A 25,626-nucleotide genomic window follows, 5' to 3' on the forward strand; every position below is an offset into this window, starting at 1 on the left:
GAGTCCCGCTGATGCTCCCCGCTCTCCCCAACATCAGGACGTACTTGTCCACTTGTCATCCGCGTCCGAATCGGCTGCACCCCCTGGGCTGAAGGTGACTCACCGAAGCGGAAGAGGAGGTAGACCATGCGCATAACGCACGTCACAGCAAGCAACTGGCGAAACTTCACGTCTCTCGACTTCCCGATCGACAACCGGCTTTTTGTCGTCGGCTCACTATGCATCAGGCAAGTCGAATCTTCTCGATCTATTTCGCTTTCTGGGAGACATTGCGGCGACCGGGGGCGGCCTCACCTCGGCGGTCGAACGCCGCGGCGGCATCAGCAAAGTTCGCAGTTTATTCGCTCGCAACAATCAGGGCGGCCGCCTCATCATCGATCTTCGGCTGAGCGATGCGGAGGACGAATGGCGATACCGCCTCTCGATCCGGGGAGAAAGAGGAGGTCTGAATCGTCCCATCGTCGATGAGGAACTCGTTGAGAAGAATGGGGTGGAGCTGCTTAAGCGGCCTCAACTCGAAGACGAGACCGACGCCGTCCGGCTCACTCAGACCCATCTCGAGCAGATCGCCGCCAATCAATCATTCCGCGCCCTCGCCGACTACTTCGGGAAAGTGCAGTATTTTCACCTCGTACCGCAGATCATCCGCGACCCAGCTCGTATCGGCGGAATCACCAGTGACCCCTACGGCGCAGACTTCATCGCCCAGATGAATGCGGTGCCGACGGCGACGAAGAACGCCTGGCTGAGATCTGAGACCTCCGCACTCGTGAGCCGATGACGCCCCGGGGACCGACCGAACTCGGGCGCGCCAATCGACCCTCGTCGTTTCACCAGCACGCGCAAAGCCCGCGTCCCCACGGGAATCGCGCTACTGCTCTCCACAGACGGCAGAGAAGCGGCTACGGGATCAACCGCTCTGCGCGAGAGCGGTCGAAGAGAGCCGTGAACGAGTCGACGGTGCGGTGGTAGCTGCTGAAGCCCGCCAGGCGCGACTTGCCTATGTCGGTGACGACCTCGATCTGCCGGCCGAGATCGGCGTCGGTATGCCACCACGAAACGACGCGGGCCAGATCCGACTCGACCAGGCCACGCTCTTCTACGAGGCGCTCCCAGACCGGCTGAGCATCAACCATCTGCTGCTCGAGCGGTTGCGCTACCTCGCCGGGACCGACCGGCTCGACCCCGAAGTACTCGGCGATCCGCGTCCACATCCAGCGCCAGCGGAAGACGTCGCCGTTGACCACGTTGAAGGCTTCGTCGCGGCCTGCCTCCGACGTCGACGCCCAGAGCATCTGCTCGGCGAGAATCGTCGCGTCCGTCATATCGGTGAGGCCGTTCCACTGCGTGAGCGAGCCGGGGAAGACGAAGGGCGTGTTCTCGGCGCGGTGGATCGACGCTGCGACGGCGAGGGTGAGGCCCATGTTCATCGCGTTGCCGACAGCGTGCCCGATGACCGTGTGGGAGCGGTGCACCGACCAGGTGAAGCCCGCTCGATCCGCCGCGGCGAAGAGCTCGTCCTCCTGTGCGTAGTAGAAGTTCGGCGCGTCCAGGCGCTCCTCCTCCTCATGGAACGGAGTGTCCGGCATGGCGCCCTGACCGTAGGCCTCGAACGGGCCGAGGTAGTGCTTGAGGCCGGTCACGAGTGCAACGTGCTCAACCGGAGCATGGGTGAGAGCCGCGAGCAGGTCGCGGACCATGCCGCCGTTGACCGCGATGTTCTCCTCCTCCGTCGCCTGCCGCGACCACGCGGTGAAGAAGACGTGCGTGGGCCGCTGATCGGCGAGCACGCGAGCGAGCTCCTCGGCTGAGCGCAGGTCGGCGGCGAGCGGAGTGACGCCGGGGCGGGCGTCGATCGGGCGGCGCGAGAGGGCGGTCACCGGCCAGCCCTGCTCGCTGAGCAGGTCGACGAGGGCGGAGCCGCCGATGCCGGTCGCACCGACGACGAGGGCGTTGCGGGAGTCGGACGGGGAGACGGGTGTGGAGGAGGGCATCCCCAGGGCCAACAGCGCACGGCGTGTGGCATTCCCGGCGGTCGGTGTCAGCCGGTGTGCCTGCGGTGCGTCACGGAGGGACACGGGACGTCATCGTTCGACACGGGCGACACGAGGAGAGGGCTGCTCCCTTACCGTCGAGCGCGAGCAGCCCGGACGGGCGCAGCGGTGAGGAGCAGACGATGACGGCGACCGAGGTGCGGGCCGTGCCCGCCGTGGACTACGAGGAACTGGCGGGGCGTTTCCGGCCGCTGTTCGCCGAGATCGCGGAGGGAGCGGCGGCGCGGGAGAGCGCCCGGGAGCTGCCGGTCGCGCAGATCCGTGCGCTGGCGGAGGCGGGATTCGGCGCGGTGCGCGTACCGGTGGAGGCCGGCGGGGCCGGCGCAAGTCTCCCGCAGCTGTTCCGTCTGCTGACCGAGCTGGCCGCAGCGGACTCGAACATCCCGCAGGCGCTCCGCGGCCACTTCGCGCTCGTCGAGGACCGGCTGCTCGCGACGGACGGGACACGCGAGCGCTGGCTCCAGCGCTTCGCCGGCGGGCAGCTCGGGGGCAACGCCTGGACCGAGATCGGCACGGTCGCGGTCGGCGACGTGCTGACGAAGGTCACACCCGTCGAGGGCGACCCGACGCGCTTCACGGTGACGGGCACCAAGTACTACTCCACGGGGAGCATCTTCGCCGACTGGATCGACACCTTCGCCCAGCGAACCGACACCGGGCAGAAGGTGATCGCCATCGTCGACGCGCACCAGAGCGGAGTCGAGCACGCCGACGACTGGGACGGCTTCGGCCAGCGCACCACCGGCTCGGGCACGAGCACCTTCACCCGGGCGGTGGTCGCGGCGGAGGACGTGATCGACTTCGACACCCGGTTCCGCTACCAGACCGCGTTCTACCAAGCGGTGCTGCTGGCGGTGCTGGCCGGTTCGATCGCAGGGGCCGAGCGCGAGATCGCGGCAGAGGTGCGGAACCGGACGCGGATCTTCTCCCACGGGAACGCCGACTCGTTCGCCGCGGACCCGCAGATCCTGCAGGTGGTGGGGCAGGTCTCGGCGGCCGCCTACGCAGGAGCGGCGATCGTCGAGCGCGCGGCGATAGCGCTGCAGCGCGCGCACGACGCGGCACTCGACGGCGATGCGGCCGAGGACGAGCGGCAGAACCACCGCGCCGAGCTCGAGACGGCGCAGGCCCAGATCGTGCTGACGCAGCTGGCCACCCGCGCGACCTCGGACATCTTCGACGCGCTCGGCGCCTCCGGAGTGAGCACGAGGAAGAACCTCGACCGGCACTGGCGCAACGCCCGCACGGTCGCGAGCCACAACCCGTGGGTGTTCAAGGCGCGGATTGTGGGGGACCACGCAGTGACCGGCGCGCAGCCGCCCCGCGTCTGGGCGATCGGCGCGGGACCGAAGCGGTAGCCGCAGCGGATCGCCACCGCCCTGCTCCCCTGCGCGGACCCGCTCACCGACGTCTCGGGCGTGGTCGGACAGCGGGCGATCCCCGATGCGGAGTGGCCGAACCGGCGCGACGCACTGCTCGCCGACGGCGTCGCCGCCGTGGACTCCGCCGCTCCGGGCTTCCCGGACGGCCCGCACTCGCCCGACGAGAGCTACCCTCGGATTCTGGGCTCGGTCGTGCGCTCTCGCGGACGCTGGCACCGCCGAAGGACGCGCGCGGGAGATGGTGCGAACCGAGGCGGAGCAGGTGGTCACCGTCTTGTGGAGTGCCCACCGTCACGCCGGGACGCCGGCGCGCCTGCCCGACGTCGACCCGACGCCCGGACCCTTCGAGGGGCGCTCCCGGCGGGGCGACGCTCGGCCGGCGTCTGACCGGGACGCTCGCGACGACGCGGCCGGACGTCGTCGCGATCGCGCGGACCGCTCCCGTCCACCGACCGTTCACCTCGCGACAGGATGCGGCGAGGGCTCCGGCGCTGCCAGGCTGGGCGGATGACTCCGCAGCCCTCTCGCCTCCGACCCTTCGGCCCGTCAGGTGCCACCGTCACCCGGCTCACCCTCGGCACCTCGTGGCGGCCCGAGCGCGTCGCCGACCTCGACCGGGTGCCGGCCCTCGAGCGCGTCCTCGACTCCGACCCCGGCTCCCGGCCCGTCTCGGTGATCGACACCTCGAATGAGTACGCGGGCGGCCACAGCGAGCGCCTGATCGGCGAGGCGCTCGAGGCGCGCGGCGGAGTCCCCGAGGGCATCACCGTGGTCACCAAGCTCGACCGCGATCCCAGCACCGGCAGCTACTCGGCCGAGCGGATGCGGCGCAGCCTCGACGAGAGCCGCGAGCGCCTCGGGATGGACGTCCTCCCCCTGCTCTACCTGCACGACCCGGAGCGCATCTCCTCTGACGAGGCCTTCGCGGAGGACGGCCCCGTCCGCGCGCTCGTGGCGATGAAGGAGCTGGGCGTCGCCCTCTCGATCGGCATCTCGGGCGGCCCCGCGCCGATGCTGCGCCACTACGTCGACACCGGGCTGTTCGACGCGGTGATCACGCACAACCGTTTCACGCTGGTCGACCGCTCGTCCGAGGAACTCATCGATGCCTCCGTCGACCGCGGCGTGACCGTGGTCAACGCGGCGGTCTACGGCGGAGGCGCGCTCGCGCGCTGGCCCGAGCCGGTCGCCTCCTACGCATACCAGCCCGCGCCCCGTGAGATCGTCGACGCCGTCGCGGCGATGGGAGCGGCCTGCGACCGGGCGGGTGTGCCGCTCGCCGCCGCGGCGCTGCAGTTCTCGACCCGCGACCCGCGCGTGACGACGACGGTCGTCGGCGCCACCTCCGCCGAGCACTACGACTCGCTCGTGGCCGACGACGCGCTCGAGATCCCCGACACGCTGTTCGAGGAGCTGGAGTCGCTCGCTCCGCCGAGCACCGCCTGGCAGGACGCGCCCGGGTCGACCTGGCCGCGCTGACCCGGGCATAGCCGGGCTCTACGCCCGGTTGGAGCACGTGACCCCCTCCGCGAGATGCCACTTACGCACGCCTCCCCCGGCGTGTCGCGTACCTAAGTGGCATCTCGCGGAGCAGCACGACAGGAGAGACATGACCGACACTGCACTGTTCCAGCCGCTGACTCTGCGCTCGAGGACCGCCCGCAACCGCCTCTGGGCGGCGCCGATGTGCCAGTACTCGGTGGAGGCGCAGGATGGCGTGCCCACGCCGTGGCACCTCGTGCACCTGGGCTCCCTCGCGCGCGGCGGAGTCGGCGTCGTCATCGCTGAGGCGACCGCGGTCGTCCCCGAGGGCCGGATCAGCCCCTGGGACACCGGTCTGTGGAGCGACGAGCAACGCGACGCCTGGGCGCCGATCGTCGACTTCGTGCACGGGCAGGGTGCGCTCGCGGGCGTGCAGCTCGCCCACGCCGGACGGAAGGCCTCGACCTACCGCGAGTGGAGCGGACGGGGCTCGGTCCCGCTGGAGGACGGCGGCTGGCTGAGCCTCGCTCCGTCGGCCGTGGCGTTCGACGGCTACGCACAGCCGCGGGAACTCTCTGCGGCGGAGCTGCCCGACATTGTCGACGCATTCCGCTCCTCCGCCCGCCGCGCCGCGGATGCCGGCTTCGATGTGATCGAGCTGCACGCCGCGCACGGCTACCTGCTGCACCGATTCTTGTCGCCGCTCTCCAACCGGCGCGATGACTCTTACGGCGGCTCGCTCGAGAACAGGGCGCGCCTGCTGCTCGACGTCGTCCGCGCAGTCCGGGCCGAGATCGGCGAACTCGTGCTGCTCGTGCGCTTCTCGGCGACCGACTGGGCCGAGGGCGGCTGGACGCTGGACGAGACGATCACCGTCTCGGAGTGGGCGCGCGCCGAGGGCGTAGACCTCTTCGACGTGTCCACCGGCGGTCTCGTGCACGCGAGCATCCCGGTCGCTCCGCTCTACCAGGTGCCCTTCGCACGCGACCTGCGGAAGGCGACGGGTGCGCCCGTTGGAGCCGTGGGACTGATCACCACGGCGGAGCAGGCAGAGGGCGTCATCACGAACGGCGACGCCGACGTCGTGCTGCTCGCCCGCGAGCTGCTCCGCGACCCGAATGCTCCGGTGCGGATGGCGCACGACCTCGGCGCGCCGCTCCCGGTGCCACCGCAGTACACCCGCGCCTGGCGCTGAGCCCCCACCGCGAGATGCCACTTGTGTGGACGCGTCACGGCGTGTCGCACGCACAAGTGGCATCTCGCGGAGGAGTGCCCCGGCGGAGAGCGGTTAGCTCTCGGCGGGCTCCTCGGGAGTGTCCTCCTCGGGGTTGAAGTGTGAGTCTCCGGAGACTCCTACCGCCAGCCCGTCCTTGGAGTCGGGGATGGTCTCGTCGTCGCCGAGACCGTTCGCCTTTTTCTCGCCGTCCGACGAGGCAGGTGCATCCGTCACCGCTCAGGCCTCGACGTCGCCGCGCCAGGCACCGTCAGGCGTGCCCTGCTTCTCGATGTACTCCTTGAAGTTGTTCAGGTCCTTCTTCACAGCGTGGCTGCCGGCGCCGACGAGCGAGCCGAGGGTCTCGAGGAAGCCCTTCGGCTCCCAGTCGAGCTGCACGGTGACGCGGGTCTCGGTGTCGGAGAGCTTGTGGAAGGTGACGACGCCCGCGTGATCGGTCTCGCCGCCGGTGCTGTTCCACGCGACGCGCTCGTCGGGGTGCTGCTCGGTGATGTTCGCCTCGAACTCGCGCTCGACGGGGCCGACCTTCACCTTCCAGACGGTGAGGGTGTCGGTGACCTGCTGGATCGACTCGACCTCGTCGAGGAAGCGCGGGAACTCCTCGAACTGGGTCCACTGGTTGTAAGCGACGGACACGGGGACGGTGACGTCGACGGTCTCGATGATCTGCGGCACGGTGGTGCTCCTTGCTGTCTCACTCGGTGTGCGGCGTTCCGCTGCTGCGGTCGTCACCTCGACGTTAGGCGGGAGACCCCTGGGAGCGCACCGGGTTGCGGACTGCTTCGAACGTGGTAAACGCTGCGCCGCTCCGGGCCTGTGCGGTGAGACACCGCCCGGCGGGTGGAGGCGGAGGCGCCTCAGCCGTCCTGGGGGTCCCCACCGAGCTGGCCGATGACGGGGAGGGGGCCGCCGTCGTCAGCGCCGGTCCGGCGCCAGCGAGCGATCGCGTTGCCGAGGTGGTAGATCACCAGGGCCGCGCCGGCTCCGAGGACGATGCCGCCGAGCTCGAAGCCCCCCGACGAGAACGAGAAGCCGGCGATCGCGATCACGAGCGAGACCGCGGCCGTGTACTGGTTGACCGGGCGCGAGAAGTCGACGCGGTTGTCGATCCAGATCTTGATGCCGATCACACCGATGAGGCCGTACAGCGCGGTGGTCGCGCCGCCCAGGACTCCCGCCGGGATCGAGTTGAAGACAGCGCCGGCCTTGGGCGAGAGGCTGAGCAGGATCGCGGTGATACCCGCGACCCAGTAGGCGGCCGTCGAATACACCCGGGTGGCGGCCATCACTCCGATGTTCTCGCCGTAGGTGGTGGTTCCGGAGCCGCCGAAGGCACCCGACAGCGTGGTGGCCAGGCCGTCGGCGATGAGCGCACGGCCGGTGCTCGCGTTGGCGGAGGCGTCGGTCATCGTCGCGACTCCGCGCACATGCCCCACGTTCTCGGCGATCAGCACGAGCACGACCGGGAGGAACATCGCGATGCCCGACCACGTGGATCCGGACCCGAAGTCGGGAAAAGTGAACGGCGGCAGGCCGAACCAGTCGGCCGCGCCGACCGTGGAGTAGTCGATCTCGTCGCGCACGAGCGCCACCACGTAGCCGATGAGCACACCGAGGAAGATCGAGACGCGACCGAGAAAGCCCCGCAAGAACACGCTCGACAGGATGATCGCGGCAAGCGTGATCGTCCCGGTAACCGGCGCTTTCTCGAAGCTGGTGTAGGCGGTCGGAGCCAGGTTGAAGCCGATCAGCGCCACGATCGCGCCGGCCACCACGGGCGGCATCAGCCTGTCGATCCAGCCGAGGCCGACGACCTGCACCACGACACCGACCGCGGCGAGCAGCAGCCCGACCGCGACGACTCCGGCGAGCGCCGACCCCGTCCCTCCGACCGTCGTCGCCGCCGTCACCGGCGCGATGAACGCGAAGCTCGAACCGAGGTAACTGGGCAGCCGGTTGCGGGTGACCAGGAGGAACAGCAGCGTGCCGACACCCGAGAAGAGCAGGGTCGTGGCGACCGGGAACCCGGTGAGCACGGGCACCAGGAACGTCGCTCCGAACATGGCGACGACGTGCTGGATGCCGATCGCGACGGTCGCGGGCCAGCTGAGCCGCTCACCGGGGGCGACGACGGCGCCGGGCTCGACGGTACGGCCGTCTCCGTGCAGGGTCCAGATGGGCATGGGGCTCCTCGGCGGGAAAGGAAGGCGGGGGTCGGAGTTCACAGTAGCGAGGGGCCTGGCCTCCCCGGAGCCCTCGTCCTACGATCGGGCCATGCACTCCGGCGGCTGTCTCGACGAGGCGGAGTACTGCGCGCACCTCGAGGAGTGGGCCGCCCGGGTCCGCGCCTCCTTCGGAGATCTGCCGCTGTGGGCGGTCTGCGGCTGGAGTGGTCGGCGCCTGCTCGGCGAATGGATCTTCTCGGGCGCACCGCACGGCCTGGCGTTCCTCGGGGCCGGCGCGGTCCGCGGTGGGTCGGGTCCCTCCGTCGAGACGCGGACGACCCTGGGCGATCCCCGCCGGGACGTCGCGCTGCTCTGCGGCCGCGAGGAGTCGCCGGTCTCGTTCGTCCGCCCGGAGGCGCTCCCCGCGCCGACCCGCATCGCCGAGATCGCGGTCGACGGGGAGCAGGAGCCGTTCGAGGTCTGGGAGGGCGACGGCGCCGTCCGCGCGGCCGCCTCCGTGCGCGGGCACGTGCTCACCCTGGAGTGCCGCGGCGTCCGGCTCGACCGGCTCGCGCTGGCCGAAGTGGACGACATCGAGCCGTTCGTCGCGGGCTGGCTCGAGGACGCGGGCGCCTTCGGGCGCTGACGGGTCGCTCGCTCCTCTGCTCCGCGGTCCTCCTCGGCCCCGTCACCGCGCGGCGCGCCGGGCCCTGGCGAGCGGCACCCGGCACCGAGGAGGAGCATGGAGGCATGCCAACTCCTCTCGCGGGCCCGGAGCGCTTCGCCGCTCTCGCCGCCGCGATCGCCGACCCCGTCCGCCGCTACCTCTGGCGCCGCACCGACGAGGCTCAGGCCGACGACGTCCTCGCTTCGACCCTCGGCGTGCTGCACCGCCGGTGGGACGACCTCCCGGACGGCGACCCTGTCCCGTGGGCCATCGGAGTCGCGCGGCTGCAACTCCAGACCGCCCGGCGGGTGCAGCGGAGGCAGGTGCTGCTGGCGCAGCGGGTCGGCGTCGTCGATCCTCCGCAGGTACACGACGAGGAGGCGTCCGATGTCGCCGCCCGCCTCGCTCTAGCCCGGGTCCGCGAGGCCGATGCCGAGCTCCTCAGGCTCTGGGCGTGGGAGGGGCTCGACATCCGCGGCATCGCCGTCGTGCAGGCCGAGTCAGCGGAGTCGGTCGCGATGCGCCTGGACCGAGGGCGGACGGAGTTCGCCGAGCTTCTCGCCGGCCAGGAGCGCAGCTCATCGACCGAGGACCCGCGCTCGGTGCTGCACACCATCGACCCCGCCGCGACGCTCCCCCCACTCGCTCCGGTCGAGCTCGCCGCTCATATCGCGGCGGCAACCGGCGGGCCCGGCAGGCAGGAGCCGTCGACGTCGGTGTATCGCCGCCGTTCCCCGTGGCTCACGGTCGGCGTGGGAGCGCTCAGCACCGCGGCGGCCGCGTCGCTGCTGCTCCCCTTCGCCCTCGGTATCGGCGGCACATCGAGCACGTCGTTCCAGCTCTACAGCACCGGCGGACCGGGCGCCGTCTGCTCACCGGTCACCGCGGAGGCGCTCTCCCCCGCCCAGGTCGCCTTCCGCGCGGAAGTGCGCGGCATCGACGGCGCGGTCGTCACCCTCCACGTCCTCGACCGCTACGCCGGAGAGGTCGGTGACACGGTGACGCTCACGCAGGCCGCCGAGTCGGCCGTCGACGGCGCGCCGATCACCTTCGAGAACGGTGTCGACTACCTCCTCGCGGCCGACGGAGACACGATCCTCACCTGCGGGCTCAGCGGTCCGAGCTCACCGGAGCTGACCGCGCTCTACCGGGAGGCGTTCGCACTGCGCTGAGAGGACATCGCAGACGGGTGTTCACCGGCGGGGGAATCGCAGCCGGAAGGAATCACAGCCGGGCGCTCGCCGCAAGGGGCTCCTGCGGGGCGAGGATCCCGTCGCAGGCTGAAGGTACCGATCCTTCTGGAGGCAAATGATGTTCTTCCACGTGCAACGACTCATCAACGACATCGAGCAGGACGAACCGGATCCGGCCGCCGCCAACGCCCTGCAGGAGGGGCTCGGCGGGCAGTTCGGCGAGATGCGCACAATGATGCAGTATCTCTTCCAGGCCATGAACTTCCGCGGCGCCGACGCGAAGCCCTATCGGGACCTGATCCAGGGCATCGGCACCGAGGAGATCAGCCACGTCGAGCTGATCGGCACGACTATCTCGCGCCTGCTCGACGGTTCTCCGCGCTATCAGGGGAAGCCGACGGATCCGCTCGACACCCCGGGCGCGGGCGGCGCGACACCACTCAGCATCGCGCTGGACACAAGCAATATCCACCACTACCTCGTCGGCGCCCAGGGCGCACTGCCCGTCGATGCGGCAGGCAACCCGTGGAGCGGCAGCTACGTCTACAACTCGGGCAATCTCGTGCTCGATCTGCTCTATAACCTGATGCTCGAATCCACTGGCCGCCTGCAGAAGTGCCGCATCTACGAGATGACCGACAATAAGACCGCGCGCTCCACCATCGCCTACCTGATCGTGCGCGACCAGGCGCACGAGAACGGCTATGCGAAGGCGCTCGAAACACTCGGTGTCGACTGGAAGAAGACTCTTCCCATCCCGAAGACGAACGCCGAGAAGTTCCCCGAGGTCAAGAAGCTCGTCGACCTCGGACTCCAGAGCAAGCAGTACACGTTCGACCTCGACGGCGCGTCGGAGGCGGGGAAGATCTACCGCGGAGCCTCGCCCTCGAATGATGGCACGGACCTCGAGTCGAAGGAGCAGGCGCCCGAGGGCGTCCCCTCCGTTATCGCACCGGAGCGCTTCGAGGAGTTCTCGCCGGGCCTGGACCCCGAGCTGCTCAAGCTCATCCAGACCACAGCCGAGATGGAGCTCGACGAGATCAGCTCCTTCTACGGACCGACTGCGAAATGACTGGTCGGGCCCCGCGTGCAGACGCTGCGCGGGGCCCGATCCGTCGTGCCGACAGGAGGCACGCATGCCGGCGTTCCGGCTCCTCGCCCCGCTGCACACGAGCGGCGCCGCTCTGAAGGACCTCGTCGGCCCAGGCCTCCGACTCCTCGGCGACGGCGGTGCCCGCGTGACGAGCGTCACCCTCGCCCACCGCGAGATCCGGCCGGGAGCGCTTTTCGCCGCACTGCCCGGTCGCCACGCGCACGGATCGAGATTCGCCGCCGCCGCAGCCCAGGCGGGAGCCGTCGCGGTGCTGACCGACGACGACGGGATCGAGGCGGCACGCGCCTGCGGACTCCCCGTCCTGGTCAGCCCCGACCCCCGCGCCGCGCTGGGCGGGATCGCCGCCCGCGTTTACGGGTCCGACCGCACTCGAATGACGCTCCTCGGCGTGACCGGCACCAACGGCAAGACCAGCACCGTGCACCTCCTCGACGCGGTGCTCCGGCAGCTCGGCATCGTCTCGGGCCTGAGCTCCACCGCACAACGCCGCAGCGGCGACCACGTCGTGGCCAGCCGCCTCACCACGCCCGAGGCTTCGGAGCTGCACGCGCTCCTCGCCCGGATGAGCGAGGACGGGGTCGAGACGGCCGCGATCGAGGTCAGCGCCCAGGCGCTGGTGCGCTCGCGGGTCGAGGGGATCGTGCTCGATGTCGCCGGATTCACCAACCTCAGCCACGACCACCTCGACGACTTCGGCGACCTGGACGAGTACCTCCGCGCGAAGCAGCGCCTGTTCACTCCTCTGCGCAGCCGCCGCGGTGTCGTGGTCGTCGACACGGAGGCGGGACGCCGAGTCGCCCGCGAGGCCGCGATCCCGGTCGTCACGCTCTCGACAGACGGCGACTCGGACTGGCTGATCGACGTGCTCGACACCTCGTTCGACCGAACGCGGTTCCGACTCGCCTCCCGCGACGGCTGGTCGATGACCACCTCCGTCCCCCTGCTCGGACGCCACATGGCCTCGAACGCGGCGCTCGCGCTGGTGATGCTGATCGAGGCGGGGCACGAGCGCGACGGGCTGGCGGCGGCCGTCGGCTCCGGGATCGACGTCACCGTACCCGGGCGGACCCTGCTCGTCTCGGGTGCCGACGGGCCGCGGGTCTACCTCGACTTCTCACACACCCCCGACTCGGTCGCACATACCGTCGACGCGTTGCGCGAAGTGACTCCCGGGCGAGTGCTCGTCATCCTCGGGGCCGACGGCGACCGCGACCCGAGCAAGCGCGCGCCGATGGGCCGGGCGGCGGCCGAGCGCGCGGACCTGGTGATCGTCACCGATCACCACCCGCGCTTCGAGGACCCCGCGCGCATCCGCCGTGCCCTCGTTGACGGCGCCCGCCGCGTCGAGCGCTGCGAGGTGCGCGAGATCGCGGAGCCGGCCGACGCCGTCCGCGCCGCACTGCGACGGGCGGGCCCCGCCGACTCCGTCCTCTGGGTCGGCCCCGGCGACACCGACTACCGCGTGGTGGGCGCCGTCGACCTGCCCTACTCCCCCCGCGCCGACACGGCCCGTGCCCTCGCCGAAGCGGGCTGGAGCGTCGACCTGCTTGACTGACCGAGTGTTCTCGACCCTCCCGGTGCGTCGCATCCAGGCCCACCCCGAGCACCCCCTCGACCTCGCGCAGTGGCCGGCGACGCTCGCGCCTGTGCGGCAGGTGCTGACCGAGGGCTGGGACCTCGGCGCGGTCACCGTGATCACCGGCGAGAACGGCTCGGGCAAGTCGACGCTGCTCGAGGCGGTCGCCCTCGCCTACGGCCTGAACGCCGAGGGCGGCTCGACCGGCGCGATGCACCGCTCCCGCGTCTCGGAGTCGGACCTGGCCGAGCACCTGCAGCTGGTGCGCGGAGCGGGCGCCTCGAAGCGCGGCTTCTTCCTCCGCGCCGAGACGATGCACGGCTTCTTCAGCTACCTCGAAGACGTTGGGATCGACGGCGGATACCACGAGCGCAGCCACGGCGAGTCGTTCCTCGACATCGTGATGAAGCGCTCACGGATCCGCGGCCTCTGGCTCCTCGACGAGCCGGAGTCCGCGCTCTCCGTCTCGGGGTGCCTCGCTCTGATCGGACAGCTGCGCGACCTGATCGCCGGCGGCTCCCAGGTCCTGCTCTCCACCCACTCGCCGATCCTCGCCGCCCTCCCCGGAGCCGACCTCTACGAGCTCGACGAGACCGGCCTGCGCGACTGCCGCTACGACGACCTCGACCTGGTGCGCACCTGGCGCAGCTTCCTCGATCAGCCGGCCCGCTTCCTCCGCCGGCTGGAGTAGCTCGGCTCCAGGTTCCGCCTCGTCCGCCGCTCCGAGAAGGCTCGCTCGGCCGATCGCGTTCATAACGAAGGATGAACGTCGGCGGCGCCGGGTGTTCTGGCGGATCCGCGGGCGCACGGATGAAGTCTTCCTGAGTTGTGAACGCGATTAGGCCGCTGCCTCTTCAGAGACCACCCAGCCGGCTCCCTCGAGCCGCTCCAGGATCGAAGAGACGCCGCCGGCCGTGCGTCCGCTGGGCTTGATCACGGTTATGCCCCAGGTCGCGCCGTCGGAGTCGGAGAGCGTCCGGAGGAGGTCAGCGGTGGCGGGACGAGATGCTGGAGTGCACAGGAGGGATGCTCTCCAGGCAGGAATGGACGCGTAAACGCAGACCAAGCAGCCGCATAGGCAATTCCACTCTGCGGATTCTCGAGTGCCTGCCAACCCCTGACAGACTCCGCAGATGACCGAGTTCAACCCCGCAGTGTTCCCCGACTCCACCCCCGCTGTTCCGAAGAAGACGGGCAACGGGCTGGGCCTCGCCTCCCTCATCATCGGGATTCTCGCGCTGGTTGGCGCCTTGATCCCGATCGTCAACTACGTCTCGGGATTCCTCGCCTTCATCGGACTCGTCCTCGGCGTCATCGGTCTTTTCCTCAAGGGCCGCTCGCGGGGCACAGCGATCGCCGGCGCCGTTCTCAACGCTGTCGCGCTCATCCTCTCGATCATCCTGGCGATCGTCTACACGGCAGGATTCGCGAGCGGCGTCTCGGACGCGATCGCCACTGCGCAGGCCGAGAGCTCCGAGGCGGCCGCCGTGCCGCGCACCCTTGTCTACGAGGTCAGCGGTACCGCGACCTCGGCGTCGATCACCTGGTCGACCTTCGACGGAACAACCTCCGGCTCCGAGCAGGCGACCGGCCAGGTGCTCCCTTTCACGAAGGAGCTGCAGGTCCAGACCGGCGGTGACTTCACCTTCCAGAGCTTCACTCTGTCCGCTTTGAACGGCGTCGACGACGAGGGCGACATCAGCTGCCGCATCACCCTCGACGGCGAGGTCGTCGCCGAGCACACCAGCACCGGCGCCTTCGCATCCGCGCTCTGCACGGCCACCCCGGAGTAAGCGCCGTGCGGAAGCCTTTTCTTGCGATGCCACTCGTCGCGGCGACCCTCGTCATAACCGCCTGCACCGCCACCCAGCCGGCCGCGGCCACTAATCTCTCGGAGGTCTTCTCCGCCGGCGAGGACGACCTCCTGAACGGAGGCTCCCCGGACCCCGCAGGGGTGCATGGCGGCCGCTTCAACTCGCCTCGATCTGACGAGACGGACGCTGACACTTCTCGACAACTCCTACTACCACTGGCCGAGCGAGGTCTCCGAGCAGCTGGAAACCATTCGCAGCTCCTTCCTGGCGGAGTTGTCCACACTCGACACGATGGCCAACTCGACTGACTTCCGGGACGCCTACTACACGACCTTCCCCGAGGCGACGGCCGAGCAGCAGAGCGCGGGGCAGGAGGTCCGCTACGCGCTGGGCATCGATGCAGACACGGTCGCCAGCTGCGTCGGGCACGAGAACGGGGTCGACATCCTGACCGCCGAAAAAGAGAAACGGGAAGCGACCACCTAAGACCTAAGCTGTTCCACCCCGGCGCCCGGCGCACCGCGAAAACAGGTGCGCCGACCGTCTCGCTGCCAGCGGGCTTCACCTCGACGGGTCCGGCGGCGGGTCTCGAGCTGGCGGCTCCGCGTGGCGAGGACGCGACGCTGCTGGCCATGTCGTCGACTCCGAGCAGGCGCTCCGCACCGCGTCGCTCCGTCTCGACGCCCGTCTTCGCGATCGCCGGACCGGCGCCTGAGCCGACCGCGACGCCGACCGTCCTGCTGGTGGAGCCGACTTCGGAAGTGTTGGCCCAGCCCGGGGCCGCCCTCGCGCACACGGGCGTCGCGCGGACGACCGGTCTCGCTGCGCCGGCCCTCACCCTCCTTGCCAGAGGGGAGGGTGCCGTCGTTGTGACCGTCCGACACGAGTCCGCTCACCGGTAGGCCGGAGCCCACACGCACAACGTCAGCTGAGAGCAACTGTCAGCCACGATGGTGGATGACAAGCACTCTCAGCCGACGTTGTGCGCGTCAGTAGCGTCGACTAGTGGCGGAACATCCGCGCCGTCGTCTCGAAGAGCCCCTTCACCGGGCGCTGCTGCTCGCCCTGCTGGGCGCCGAGGACGATGATGACAGCGGTCAGCACGGGAATCGCCCACTGCGTCACCTTCTGCACACGGAGGGCCGTGGTCAGTTCCTGCGAGTTCTGCGGCGACGCTTCGGTCACGCCGGGGGCGCCCTCGTCGGCGTGCTTGGCCTGCGTCGCTCCGGCGACCGCGGCGACGACGGAGGCGGTGCCGGCCAGGCCGGTGACGATCGTCTTCACAACGGTGTTGGTGCGGCTCTCGCGCTGGTTGCTGAGACGGGTCTTGTTGGCAAGGATCAGGCCGATACCGCCGACGCCGTGGGCAGCAATCGCGGCGAGCTGCACCGGGGTCCAGCGCGCCCAACCGTTCGAGGCGAGGCGGAGGCGCTCCGCAGGATCGGACGAGGTGGACGCGGCGCCGTTCAGGCCGACTGCGCCCATCAGCGAGCCGCCGAACCAGGCGGCGGCTCCAAGGTCGTGGAGACTGCGGACGAGGGTGTTGCGGGAGGGCATGGGTCCTCTTCTCTGCCGGGTGCGAGCGCCGGCGGTGGTCGGCGGATGCGAACTCCTCCGACGCTACGCGCGCCCCAGAACGGCGCACGGGGCTTGACCTCTCCCCCTTCGACGCGATCCTCTGAGTGCCGTCCTCTCCGGCACGCTCCGCTCGTCTTTCCGGCGCGCTCCGCTGGAGGTATTCGATCGACCCGAGGAGCCCTGCAATGCCCACCGACGACGACAAGCGGACGACCCGTGACGAGTTCCACGACGCCGTGAACATGACCGCGAAGGAGCTCGAGGATTGGCTCGACACGAACGAGTCGAAGAAGGTCGGGCAGAAGCCGGAGGGCGGCGGCGAGTCGGTCGGCCACGAGAGCGGGCGACGCATTGTCGAGCTGCTCGGCACGAAGCAGGCCGACCTCGACGACGACGACTACGCGCACATGACGAAGGTTGTCGGCTACGTCCACCGGCACGCGAAGCAGCGCCCCTCTGGCGACGTCACCGAGACGAAGTGGCGCTACTCGCTGATGAACTGGGGTAACGACCCCCTGAAAGAGTGACTCGGCGCCTCCCCGGAAGTCGTCCGGGGGAGCTCGTGGTGCAGATGTCGGCATGATGGACCCGTGGAGACTCTCGACGTTGTGGCCGCAGTGATCATTGATCGTGGCCGAATCCTCGCGTGCCGACGGCGCGTGGGTACAGCCTCGGGCGGTCTCTGGGAGTTCCCGGGCGGCAAGATCGAATCAGGAGAGTCGGCTCAGGCAGCACTCGCCCGGGAGATTCGCGAAGAACTGGGCGTCTCTCTTGAGGTGGAACAAGTACTCACAGTAGATGAGACACAGGTCGGTGCTCTCCGAATTCGCTTGCAGTGCTTCAGAGCCGCCCTTCGCGATGCTCGCCCCGACGAGAGCACCGATCACGACCACCTTGTCTGGCTCTTGCCGAGCGAACTTCCCGGGCTTGACTGGGCGCAGCCTGATCTGCCGGCGGTTCGTCTCCTGTCGTCTGCGGAGCGATGAGGTCGAAGTATGTCCACTTCCGCGCGCCCGGGAGGCAGTGACACCTGCCGATGAAGGGAGAATCACACACGTCCGGGCTGACCGGAATGCTTGTGAGCAGCAGGGTTTCTCGCTCTTGGTGACCTTCCTCGCTGCGCGTCGCCCGATATCGTCCCTTTTCCTCTCCGCCTGCTTGACCGCTGAGATCGAGATCTTCATCGATCTGGTCGGTCTGCTTGGCGGGCTGGTCATCGCCGGGCTCGCGGTCGTCGCAGGGGCCGGCCGCGACGTCGTCGGCCGCGGCGCCCGGCGCGACGGGGGCTCGACGGGGAGCGGCGCGGTCGGCTCAGCCCGGTGCGGGACGGTCGGCTGAGCGGGCAGGACGCTCGGGCCGGCAGGGCCGGTCGGGTCCGGCTGCTCCTCGGGCACTCGGGAGGGGCGCTCCTCTTCGGCCGCGCGCCGTTCGGCCTCGCGCCCTTCGGCCTCGCGGCCCAGGTGTCCCCGGGGGTATCCCGCGTGGTAGCGCGGATCGATGCCGCTCTCGTCGACTCCGCCACGCCCATCAGGGGAGCGCTCCGCTCCGGTGCTCTGCGCCATGCCGATCCCCCGCCCCGTACGGTCGAGCCATAAGGTCGCAGGTCCGACCGGTCCAGCGAGACCGCGACGATCGCGAGCGCGGTTCAGCGGATCGGCTCGGTCGTGCGTGAGGGGAGACTCACGATTCCCGCTCCGAGCAGCAGCACGACGATCGTCACCGCCGTCAGCGCAGGCCAGCCGCCCGCGTCGACCGCCAGACCGAGGAGCCAGCCGCCTGCGGCCGAGCCCGAGTAGAACGCGATCGTGTAGACCGCACCCGCATGTCCGCGGAGCGCCGGTGCCGCCCGGGCCCCCGTCCAGGCCGCACCTGTTGCGTGCAGGGCGAAGAATCCCGCCGTGAAGACGAGAAGGCCCGCGATCACTACGGCCACGATCTCGGCGAGCATCACCAGCAGTCCCAGAATCATCAGAGCGACGCCGATCCGCATCACGAGCCGAGGGCCGATGCGGGGACTCCATGTTCCGGCGAGCCGGGAGGACACTGTTCCCGCGAGATAGGCGGCGAAGAGGAGCGACACGAGCGCCGGTGCGAGCGCGAACGGCGGTGCCTCGAGCCTGAACGCCAGGTAGTTGTAGACGGCGACGAACACTCCGACCGCGAGGAACGTCTGCACAGCGATCGCAACCAGCATCGGATCGCGGAGCACCTGTGCCGTCTTCGTGCGCCAACCGCCGGGTACCGTCTCGCGCGCGCCGCCCCGCGGGGTCAGCACCGCGAAGGCGATCGCCGCCGCGGCGCAGACCGCCGTCACGACGAGCAGGGCGCTCCGCCAGCCGAGCGCCGCCGCGAGCGGACCAGCGAGGAGGCGACCGGCGGCGCCGCCGATCGTGGTCCCGGACACGTAGGCGGTCGCCGCCACCGTCGCTCCGGAACCTCCGACCCGGTCGTGGATGGCGGCCACGGCGAGTGCCGGCACGGCGCCGAGCGCCGCTCCCCCGAGGAACCGCAGGACGAGCAGGAGCTCGAAGCCGGGGGCGACGCACGCCAGCAGTGCCAGGACGACCGAGGTGAGGACCGCGATGCGCATGGATTCGAGCCGGCCGATCCGCTCGGCCACCGAAGCCCACGGCAGCACCGAGAGCGCCAAGCCCAGCGTCGCGGCCGACACGGTAAGCGCGGCATCGGACGCGGCGAGGGACCACTCCTGTGCGAGTTGCGGGAGGACGCTCTGGACCGCATAGAGCTCGGCGAACGTGGCGATTCCGGCTGCGAGGAGGGCGATCGTCAGTCGTCGCTGCGAGAACGGAGCCGCGGCGCGCGTCGATCGGGTCCGCGCTCCGGTGCTCATGGATTCGACCGTAGACCGTCCATAGATGCATGACTAATGTCCTTTCTCCTGCCATTCACGTGTTCTGGACATATCTCGACTGAGGGTGGGAGGCGTGTCAGACGATTGGCCCGCAGTCCTCCGCCTCCTCCCCGTGCTCGTAGCGGTGGCGCAGACCGGAAGCGTCACCGCCGCGGCCGTTGAGCTCGGTGTCCCGCAGCCGACGGCGAGCCGGTCGCTTGCTCGCCTGTCCAGCCTGGTCGGCACCCCCTTGGTGCGCCGCGCCGGCCGCGGGGTGATCATGACGGAAGCGGGGACCGGGCTCGCCGAGGCCGCCCAGGACGGCATGGCGCTCATCCGAGCCGGACTCGCTGAGGTGCGCCAGGCCGGGGACGCCGAGCACGGACGCCTCGGCCTCGCCTTCCAGACACTCCTCGGGGAGAGCTTCGTGCCGGATGTGATCCGCCGCTTCCGTCGACGGTGGCCGCACGTAGGCTTCGGTCTTCGGCACGGCTCGCGCGCCCTCTGCCTGCGGACAGTGGCGAACGGCGAGTCCGAGCTGGCGATCATCGCGGATCCACCCGATCTTCCCGGCACCACTACGAGGACCCTCTACACGGAGCCGCTGCTCGCGGTGGTGCATTCCCGGCGCTCGCGGATCGCTGCCGCGGCTCCCCTGGCCGACGAGGCCTCCGCCCCTGCCGCGATCGACCGGCCGCTGGAGTTCGAGGACGCCGCAGAGCGACTCGACTCCCGCGCTCGGGGAGGCTGTGGCCCGCTGGTCATCCGCATCCCCGCTGCTCCACCGTGCGCGTGACGTCCGACGGAGGGTCCGCCTGCACCAGATCGCGTGGACCGATGATCCGGCGGAGCCATGCCGACCGTCGTGATCGTACGAGGGCACGGCGCCATCGGGGGTCGGTGCGAGCCAGTCGGTGTGGATCGAGCGGACGGTAGCCGCCGTCGGTGCGCTCCTCGACCAGCACGCCGTTCGCACCGGAGCGGTGCAGCCGCCGAGCGGGTTCCCTCTCGGGGTGCGGATGACCGGTGCGGGTGCGGAGCTGATGCTCGAGCTGCTCGGGATCCCGCGCCCACCAGGTGCTGACGCCGACGCGTCCGTCGGGGAGCGGGAAGCGCTCGGTGATGCGGTAGGGAAGGGCGTGCTCGGTCATGTGGTGGTGCCTTTCGAGGTGGTGGTTCGGGGAGCCCGGGCCGCGCTGAGGCGGCCCGGGCTCCGGTTCACGAGGTGCGGGTCGAGCGTCGGCGCCGGGTCTTCAGCGCGCCGCCGATGAGCAGCAGGACCCCCGCTGCGGCCGCGACGGGTCCCGCCGCCGCTCCTGTCGAGGCAAGGACCGTCGGCACGAGTCCGACCGGAGGAACCACCACCTGCGCGCAGCTCGCGCCGCCGTCATCTGCGCACGGGTGCAGGACCGTCGTCGGCTCGAAGCCCTCCGGAACCTCGCTGAGACGCGCCCGGTTGGGGATGGTCCACGCATCGACCCCGTCCGCGACGCGGCCGGTCACCGTCAAGGTGGTCGATGCTCCGGCCGGAAGCGTCAGGTCCTCGATCGAGAGGTCGGACGAGGCCGGGCCACCGTCCTGCGAGATCGTCACGTCGCTCAGGTGCGCGAGCTCGGGGACGTCGGTGAGCGTCAGCCCTTCCGCGGGTCGCGCTCCGTCATTCGCGACCACGATCCGGAACCCGGCCCGCCCGCCGTGGTCGACGCTCTCGTCGAGCGCGGTCTTCTCGAGCGAGAGTCGGCCCTCGACAGGCGGCACGGGGATCTCGGCGCAGGAGGAGGATGCGTCATCGGCGCACGCGTTTTCGACGGTCGGCGGGTCGAAGCCCTCGGGCTGATGCGTGATCGACACCCGGTTGGGCAGGGTCACGGCCTCGTACCCGTCGGCGACCCGTCCACTCACGTGCAACGACACCTGCCCGCCGGCAGGGATGTCGAGACCCGTGACCGGCTCCTCGGCCGGCTGCGTCCCTCCAGCCCCGTCCTCGATGCTCGGCTCGATCAGGTGGTCGAGCGTCGGCACATCGGTCACCGTCACGTCAGTCGCGTCGATCGACCCGGTGTTCGCCACGACGATGTCAAAACCGGCCGTACCGCCGTGCTCGGCGCTCGGCTGCGATGCGGTCTTGCGGAGCAGAAGCGATCCGTCGCCCACGACGTGCTGAACCGTGGCGCACCCCGTGGCGTCGATCCCGGTTTCGGGCTCGGCGTGCTCGAAGGGCGCATCGGCGAGGCAGGCAGTGTTGACGAGGGCATCGTCTCCGGCGCCGGTCACGACTACGTCGAAGGTCAGCTCGGCGGTCGCTCCGACCGCAAGCCCACCCGCGGACCAAGAAAGACGGCCTGTCGCCGGGTCGACTGACGCAGAACCCTGCGACGCACGAAGGGAGTCCGCGTCGAGGTCGGCGTCATCGAGCACGCCCTCATCGAGGTAGTCGACGACGGCCGCATCGGAGTAGTCGCCGGATCCGTCCGAGGTGAGGGTCACCCGGTAGGGGATGCGGGCTCCGGGCAGCAGCGGTGTCGCGGAGTCGACCGAGGAGGACTTCGCGATGGTCACGTGCGGCGCGAGCGGGTCGAGTCGCACGACTGCGACCGCTCCGTCAGAGCCGAAGGCCCAGTCGTCGATCGCGCGCAGGTCGCCGTAGGAACCGTGCACCGAGTCGTTCTCGTTCGGGGTGCGTCCCTGACCGGAGTCGTCGCCCTCCCAGCGGTGAATGCCGCCGGACGAGTCGGCGCCGTTCTCGCCGGACGTCGCCGCAGCGGTGCTCGAGTAGCGGTCCGCGTTCGACTCGGCGAAGAGCGAGTCGTCCCAGTGCACCGTCGACGAGCCGTCTCCGCCGCCAGTGGAGCGCACCACGGAGACTCCTCCCGCCGAGGACTCGGCGTCGACCCGGGTGAAGTGGAACTCGTTCGTCCGCCCGACCGACGCGCGGAAGCTGATGCCGGCCTCGGCGATGTCGACCCCTCGCCCCTGCGCATCGCGACCATCCCAGTCGACCGAGAAGGGTCCGGTCGTGCCCGCGATGCGGGTGAGGTGAACATCGCGCTCGCCGTCGTAGGAGCCATCCCCGTCGGTATCGACGTCGACGACGAGGGTGCCCGGCTGGGTCCCGAGGACACCCGTCACGGCCCCCGCGTTGGAGCCCGCCGAGGAACGGCGAAAGGCGAGTTCCTCGATCGTCGGCTCCCGGTAGGCCGGGGCGATCGATTCCGGCAGATCGGATGACGGCGGATCGAGGAAGAGCTTGTACGTCTGCAGCCCGTCGATCCCGGAGCGCCCGGACGCCTGCACGTACTGCGCACCGATACCACCTGCCTCGGTCGACTGCGGCATGGGGACAGAGAGGTAGGAGGGATCGGACGACCCGACGCGAACGTTGCCCTTGTTCGTGGCCTGGAGCGTGGAGGCGACTCCGTCGTAGCCGCGCAAACCGAGCTCGTACCGGGCGCCCGTCTCGGTGACGGCATGGAGAGTGAACGAGGAGCGCCGCTCCTCGGGTGAGGCGTAGGACTCCTTCGCCCCGGACTGGATCGCGTAGGACGTGGACCACACCCGGCCGGCCAGCGCCGCACCCTGAGCGTCCTCCACTCCAATGCTCCACGCGAGGTTGACCGGAGCGGTCACGTCGTCGTCCGACACCTGGACCTCGAAAACTCCCGTCTCGGTCGCGACGAACGTTCCTCCCGCGGAGACGGATGGTGCCGCCCCCGCCGCGAAGTCCTGCTCATCGAGGACTGTGCCGTCGGGGGCCGTCACCCTGGCGGATCCGCCTCCGGTTTCGCCCTCACCGGCGCCGGAGCCGCCTTTGAGCGGATGCAGGTCGACCCGCAGCGTCTCGCCCTTCTGCACCCAGGCCGAGACGGTCGTCACTCCGGCGTTTGTCGAGCCGCCCTGCAGCAGGGTGTTCTCGATTGTCGTATGCGCAGTGGCGGCGGCCTGAGCACGCGGCGGCGCGAGACCTCCGCCGAGCAGGCCGCCGACGAGCACGCAGCCCACTGTCGTGCCAACCAGCGCCCGTCTCATCCGCGCTCGAGGTCGTCCGCGCTCGCCCCGCCCCGACAGTTCCGTTCGACTCATCTGATGTCCTCTCCTCTGCCTGCCGAACGCTGTGCGTCGGCGGCGACCGTTCAGCCCCACGTCAGGAGAGTATTGCTCGGGTCAGTGTCGCGACCGCGGGGACGAGGTGATCATCGGATAACGGCGCGAGATGAAGCCTGTGGAGGGACGAAGCGGCGCGCCCGCGGTCTCGGCGGCGCAGCAGGGACGGTCGCCGCTGGAAGCGGTGCGCGGCCGACGACACGGCGGCAGACCTGTCGGCGTGCGCCGCAGACAGCGCGGAGCCAGGCTCGACGGCGTCGACAGAAGGCAGTCCCGCGGAAAGCGGTTCAACCGTCGATCACTCGGGAAAACGAGAACGGCCCGCCGAAGCGGGCCGTTCTGCTCTGTCTCAACCAGAGTGCGCCCGGAGGGATTCGAACCCCCAACCTTCTGATCCGTAGTCAGATGCTCTATCCGTTGAGCTACGGGCGCAGTCCATTGCGTGGCACGGGGGCGCACGCAACGAGGTACCACTATACATGCCCCGATCCCCCTTTGCGAATCGGTGGTGGCCCGCTGGGCGGCTCCTCCCGAGACACCGGCCCGGCGCCCAGACGCCAGCCCCGCCGAGGCGTCTCGGCGAGCACGACGGCGCCTGGCGGACACAGCCTCCGCACGGCGTACCGTTACCTCATGGAGGCCGCCGCGATCGAGCTCGTGAGCTTCGTCGTCTCTCCGCTGCACCGTTACGAAGGCCGCCCCGCCGAAGGCCCGATCCCCTCTGAGGGGAACGAGCAGCCCGAGCGGATCGAGATCCGCGCCGGCCTGGGCATCGTCGGGGACCGCTTCTTCGCGCAACGCGCGCACCGCACCGCCGCCGTCACGTTCTTCGCCGTCGAAACCCTCGAGCACATCGCCGCCGAGCTCGCCACGGGGCCCTTCGACCCCGCCGACACTCGACGCAATATCATCGTCCGCGGCGCCGACGTCGATGCGCTCGCCGGCCGCACCTTCGCGATCGAACAGGGCGAGGAGCGGATCGAGTTCCAGGGCGGGCGACCGGCGAACCCCTGCGCCTGGATGGACGTCGTGCTCGCGCCCGGGGCGTTCCGGGCGATGCGCAGGCGCGGCGGCGTCCGGACGTCGCCCCTTACCAACGGCGTCCTCCACAGCGGCCCGGCACGGCTGATCCTCCACAGATCGGACGACATGCTGATCTGAGCCCCGCGGCGACCGCCTAGGCTCACACCGTCCAGCACCCCGAATAAAGGAGGCCCTCGTGCTCCGTCCGAGCGACCTCCTTCCCACGCTGGCAACGACGCTCCGACGCGGCGTCCGCGACGTCTTCGCGACCACGCGCTCGCGCGGACGGGATCCGCACCGTCGCACCCGCAGCACCGACGTCTCGGTCCAGCGCGTCCATCACCGCGATGTCTGGGCCAGGGTGAGCACGGTCGGGCGCGACGGCGAGCGGACGTTCGTGCTCGTGCCGGGCATCGGAGTCGCGGCCACCTACTTCGAGCGGCTCGCGCCCGCCCTCAACGAGTTCGGTCCCGTTCACGCCCTCGATCTGCCGGGCTTCGGTGGCGTGCCGCACCCGGTCGACGCGCGGCGCATGGGCATTGGCGACTACGCCGAGCTGGTCGGCGCCGTCATCGACGAGCTCGGTCTGGATGATCCCGTCGTCCTCGGCCACTCGATGGGTACCCAGGTCGTGGCCGAGCTCGCCGCCCGGCGGCCCGAGCTGACCACCATCGTCCTCCTCGGCCCCGTGATGAACCGGCACGAGCGCCGCATCCCGATCGCTGCCCTCCGCTTCGCTCAGTCGAGCGTCCGCGAGCCGCTGAAAGTCGCGATCCTCGCGGCCGGCGCCTACCTCCTCTGCGGACCGCGCTGGTTCTCGAGAGTGCTGCCCGAGATGATGCAGTACCGGATCGAGGACACCGTTCCCCGCATCCGTGCGTCCGCCCTCGTTATCCGCGGCGAGTTCGACCGGCTCGTGCCGCGCGAGTGGGCGGAGGAGATTGCCCACGCGATTCCGCACGCGCGGGCGTGGGAGATCCCCGACGCCTCCCACTCCGTGATGCACGCGCATGCGGAGGAGGTCGCGCGGCTCTGCGTCGAGCATGCGCGCGCACCGCAGCCCGACCGTGAGGAGGCGGCCTTGCGCCGCTATCCCGACGCGGAGATCGACCGCGCCGAGGAGGACGCACCGACCGAGGACCCACTCGGCGCGATCCGGGGCCGCATCACCGAACTCGCCGGCATCCTCGTCGACGACGACTCTCTCATCGCCGAGGGCAAGACGCTCCACGCCGAGGCGAGCGACCCCGCAGCCCTGCACCAGGTCGCTCCCGATCCAGGCGGCGGCGAGCTGGTCGAGGGCGGCGGACCCACACGACGCGGACCGACACCGGGCGGACCCGCACCGAGCGGACCCGCACAGGTGGACGGCCGTGGCGGCTGAAGCCCAAC

General features: G+C 70.2%; 25 protein-coding genes and 1 tRNA gene. 17 read left to right on the forward strand and 9 right to left on the reverse strand.

Translation table 11 applies throughout. The features are described 5' to 3' along the window. Window positions 1–202: 202 nt before the first annotated feature. Window positions 203–781: an AAA family ATPase gene (locus tag A6122_RS16050; RefSeq protein WP_208855025.1), complete on the forward strand. Its 579-nt coding sequence runs from the start codon at window positions 203–205 to the stop codon at window positions 779–781. Between the two features lie 121 nt (window positions 782–902). Here A6122_RS16050 and A6122_RS12570 read toward each other — a convergent pair whose 3' ends face one another. Beyond that, window positions 903–1,994: an SDR family oxidoreductase gene (locus A6122_RS12570; RefSeq protein ID WP_068255513.1), complete on the reverse strand. Its 1,092-nt coding sequence runs from the start codon at window positions 1,992–1,994 to the stop codon at window positions 903–905. 182 nt (window positions 1,995–2,176) lie between these two features. Here A6122_RS12570 and A6122_RS12575 point away from each other — a divergent pair, with 182 nt between their 5' ends. From A6122_RS12575 to A6122_RS12590, 3 genes are all read left to right on the forward strand, one after another. Then, window positions 2,177–3,412, forward strand: coding sequence for an acyl-CoA dehydrogenase family protein (locus tag A6122_RS12575; RefSeq protein WP_068255516.1), 1,236 nt, complete (start codon window positions 2,177–2,179; stop codon window positions 3,410–3,412). Between the two features lie 531 nt (window positions 3,413–3,943). Next, entirely contained in the window at window positions 3,944–4,915 is a 972-nt protein-coding gene (locus A6122_RS12585; RefSeq protein ID WP_068255522.1) for an aldo/keto reductase, read from the forward strand. A gap of 130 nt (window positions 4,916–5,045) precedes the next feature. Next, window positions 5,046–6,113, forward strand: coding sequence for an NADH:flavin oxidoreductase/NADH oxidase (locus A6122_RS12590; protein ID WP_068255524.1), 1,068 nt, complete (start codon window positions 5,046–5,048; stop codon window positions 6,111–6,113). A 93-nt stretch (window positions 6,114–6,206) separates the two neighbouring features. Here the strand turns inward: A6122_RS12590 and A6122_RS17030 are convergent, their stop codons facing one another. From A6122_RS17030 to A6122_RS12600, 3 genes are all read right to left on the reverse strand, one after another. Next, window positions 6,207–6,368, reverse strand: a complete 162-nt coding sequence (locus A6122_RS17030) for a hypothetical protein (protein WP_167542388.1) — start codon at window positions 6,366–6,368, stop codon at window positions 6,207–6,209. Between the two features lie 3 nt (window positions 6,369–6,371). Next, window positions 6,372–6,827, reverse strand: a complete 456-nt coding sequence (locus A6122_RS12595; RefSeq protein ID WP_068255527.1) for an SRPBCC family protein — start codon at window positions 6,825–6,827, stop codon at window positions 6,372–6,374. Between the two features lie 182 nt (window positions 6,828–7,009). Continuing rightward, entirely contained in the window at window positions 7,010–8,335 is a 1,326-nt protein-coding gene (locus A6122_RS12600; protein ID WP_068255530.1) for a uracil-xanthine permease family protein, read from the reverse strand. A gap of 91 nt (window positions 8,336–8,426) precedes the next feature. On the opposite strand from A6122_RS12600, the gene A6122_RS12605 reads away from it, so the two are divergent. The 7 genes from A6122_RS12605 (at window position 8,427) to A6122_RS12635 (ending at window position 15,167) form a co-directional block, all read left to right on the forward strand. After that, window positions 8,427–8,963 carry a hypothetical protein gene (locus A6122_RS12605; RefSeq protein ID WP_068255533.1) on the forward strand — a complete coding sequence of 179 codons (537 nt, stop codon included), beginning with the start codon at window positions 8,427–8,429 and terminating at the stop codon, window positions 8,961–8,963. A 104-nt stretch (window positions 8,964–9,067) separates the two neighbouring features. After that, complete coding sequence (locus tag A6122_RS12610; protein WP_068255536.1) at window positions 9,068–10,156, forward strand: sigma-70 family RNA polymerase sigma factor; 1,089 nt, start codon at window positions 9,068–9,070, stop codon at window positions 10,154–10,156. A gap of 139 nt (window positions 10,157–10,295) precedes the next feature. Further along, window positions 10,296–11,249, forward strand: a complete 954-nt coding sequence (locus tag A6122_RS12615; RefSeq protein WP_068257644.1) for a manganese catalase family protein — start codon at window positions 10,296–10,298, stop codon at window positions 11,247–11,249. A gap of 64 nt (window positions 11,250–11,313) precedes the next feature. Next, on the forward strand, window positions 11,314–12,846 hold the full coding sequence (locus tag A6122_RS12620; RefSeq protein WP_084416046.1) for a Mur ligase family protein: 1,533 nt from the start codon (window positions 11,314–11,316) through the stop codon (window positions 12,844–12,846). Then, the gene (locus tag A6122_RS12625; RefSeq protein ID WP_237358188.1) at window positions 12,839–13,558 is read left to right on the forward strand and encodes an AAA family ATPase; all 720 of its coding nucleotides are present in this window, start codon (window positions 12,839–12,841) and stop codon (window positions 13,556–13,558) included. The genes A6122_RS12620 and A6122_RS12625 overlap by 8 nt, the downstream gene beginning before the upstream one ends. Before the next feature lie 442 nt (window positions 13,559–14,000). Next, window positions 14,001–14,660 carry an MmpS family transport accessory protein gene (locus A6122_RS12630; RefSeq protein WP_068255539.1) on the forward strand — a complete coding sequence of 220 codons (660 nt, stop codon included), beginning with the start codon at window positions 14,001–14,003 and terminating at the stop codon, window positions 14,658–14,660. Window positions 14,661–14,825: 165 nt separating this feature from the next. Next, window positions 14,826–15,167: a hypothetical protein gene (locus A6122_RS12635; RefSeq protein WP_068255542.1), complete on the forward strand. Its 342-nt coding sequence runs from the start codon at window positions 14,826–14,828 to the stop codon at window positions 15,165–15,167. Between the two features lie 516 nt (window positions 15,168–15,683). On the opposite strand, the gene A6122_RS12645 is transcribed toward A6122_RS12635, so the two are convergent. Beyond that, window positions 15,684–16,238, reverse strand: a complete 555-nt coding sequence (locus A6122_RS12645; protein WP_068255549.1) for a hypothetical protein — start codon at window positions 16,236–16,238, stop codon at window positions 15,684–15,686. Between the two features lie 206 nt (window positions 16,239–16,444). Between A6122_RS12645 and A6122_RS12650 the strand changes: the two genes are divergently transcribed. From A6122_RS12650 to A6122_RS12660, 3 genes are all read left to right on the forward strand, one after another. After that, window positions 16,445–16,786, forward strand: a complete 342-nt coding sequence (locus A6122_RS12650; RefSeq protein ID WP_068255552.1) for a DUF3140 domain-containing protein — start codon at window positions 16,445–16,447, stop codon at window positions 16,784–16,786. Window positions 16,787–16,849: 63 nt separating this feature from the next. Further along, window positions 16,850–17,245 (forward strand): (deoxy)nucleoside triphosphate pyrophosphohydrolase, encoded by a 396-nt coding sequence (locus A6122_RS16055; protein WP_084416047.1) that lies wholly within the window; start codon window positions 16,850–16,852, stop codon window positions 17,243–17,245. A gap of 172 nt (window positions 17,246–17,417) precedes the next feature. Continuing rightward, window positions 17,418–17,597 (forward strand): hypothetical protein, encoded by a 180-nt coding sequence (locus A6122_RS12660; protein WP_157593819.1) that lies wholly within the window; start codon window positions 17,418–17,420, stop codon window positions 17,595–17,597. Between the two features lie 307 nt (window positions 17,598–17,904). Here A6122_RS12660 and A6122_RS12670 read toward each other — a convergent pair whose 3' ends face one another. Continuing rightward, window positions 17,905–19,110, reverse strand: a complete 1,206-nt coding sequence (locus tag A6122_RS12670; RefSeq protein WP_068255564.1) for an MFS transporter — start codon at window positions 19,108–19,110, stop codon at window positions 17,905–17,907. Window positions 19,111–19,204: 94 nt separating this feature from the next. Here A6122_RS12670 and A6122_RS12675 point away from each other — a divergent pair, with 94 nt between their 5' ends. Continuing rightward, on the forward strand, window positions 19,205–19,906 hold the full coding sequence (locus A6122_RS12675) for a LysR family transcriptional regulator (RefSeq protein ID WP_146076704.1): 702 nt from the start codon (window positions 19,205–19,207) through the stop codon (window positions 19,904–19,906). Here A6122_RS12675 and A6122_RS12680 read toward each other — a convergent pair. The 3 genes from A6122_RS12680 to A6122_RS12690 all read right to left on the reverse strand — a co-directional run bounded on the left by A6122_RS12680 (window position 19,872) and on the right by A6122_RS12690 (window position 23,643). Beyond that, window positions 19,872–20,261: a hypothetical protein gene (locus tag A6122_RS12680; protein ID WP_068255569.1), complete on the reverse strand. Its 390-nt coding sequence runs from the start codon at window positions 20,259–20,261 to the stop codon at window positions 19,872–19,874. The two genes, A6122_RS12675 and A6122_RS12680, sit on opposite strands and share 35 nt — an antisense overlap. Before the next feature lie 67 nt (window positions 20,262–20,328). After that, the gene (locus tag A6122_RS12685; RefSeq protein ID WP_208855026.1) at window positions 20,329–23,136 is read right to left on the reverse strand and encodes a DUF7927 domain-containing protein; all 2,808 of its coding nucleotides are present in this window, start codon (window positions 23,134–23,136) and stop codon (window positions 20,329–20,331) included. Window positions 23,137–23,570: 434 nt separating this feature from the next. Continuing rightward, window positions 23,571–23,643, reverse strand: a tRNA-Arg gene (locus A6122_RS12690). A 201-nt stretch (window positions 23,644–23,844) separates the two neighbouring features. Between A6122_RS12690 and A6122_RS12695 the strand changes: the two genes are divergently transcribed. Further along, entirely contained in the window at window positions 23,845–24,372 is a 528-nt protein-coding gene (locus tag A6122_RS12695) for an MOSC domain-containing protein (protein WP_068255574.1), read from the forward strand. A 58-nt stretch (window positions 24,373–24,430) separates the two neighbouring features. Next, window positions 24,431–25,618, forward strand: coding sequence for an alpha/beta fold hydrolase (locus A6122_RS12700; protein ID WP_068255576.1), 1,188 nt, complete (start codon window positions 24,431–24,433; stop codon window positions 25,616–25,618). The last annotated feature ends 8 nt before the right edge of the window (window positions 25,619–25,626 follow it).

Source organism: Rathayibacter tritici (genome assembly GCF_001641005.1).
Classification (GTDB): Bacteria; Actinomycetota; Actinomycetes; order Actinomycetales; family Microbacteriaceae; genus Rathayibacter; species Rathayibacter tritici.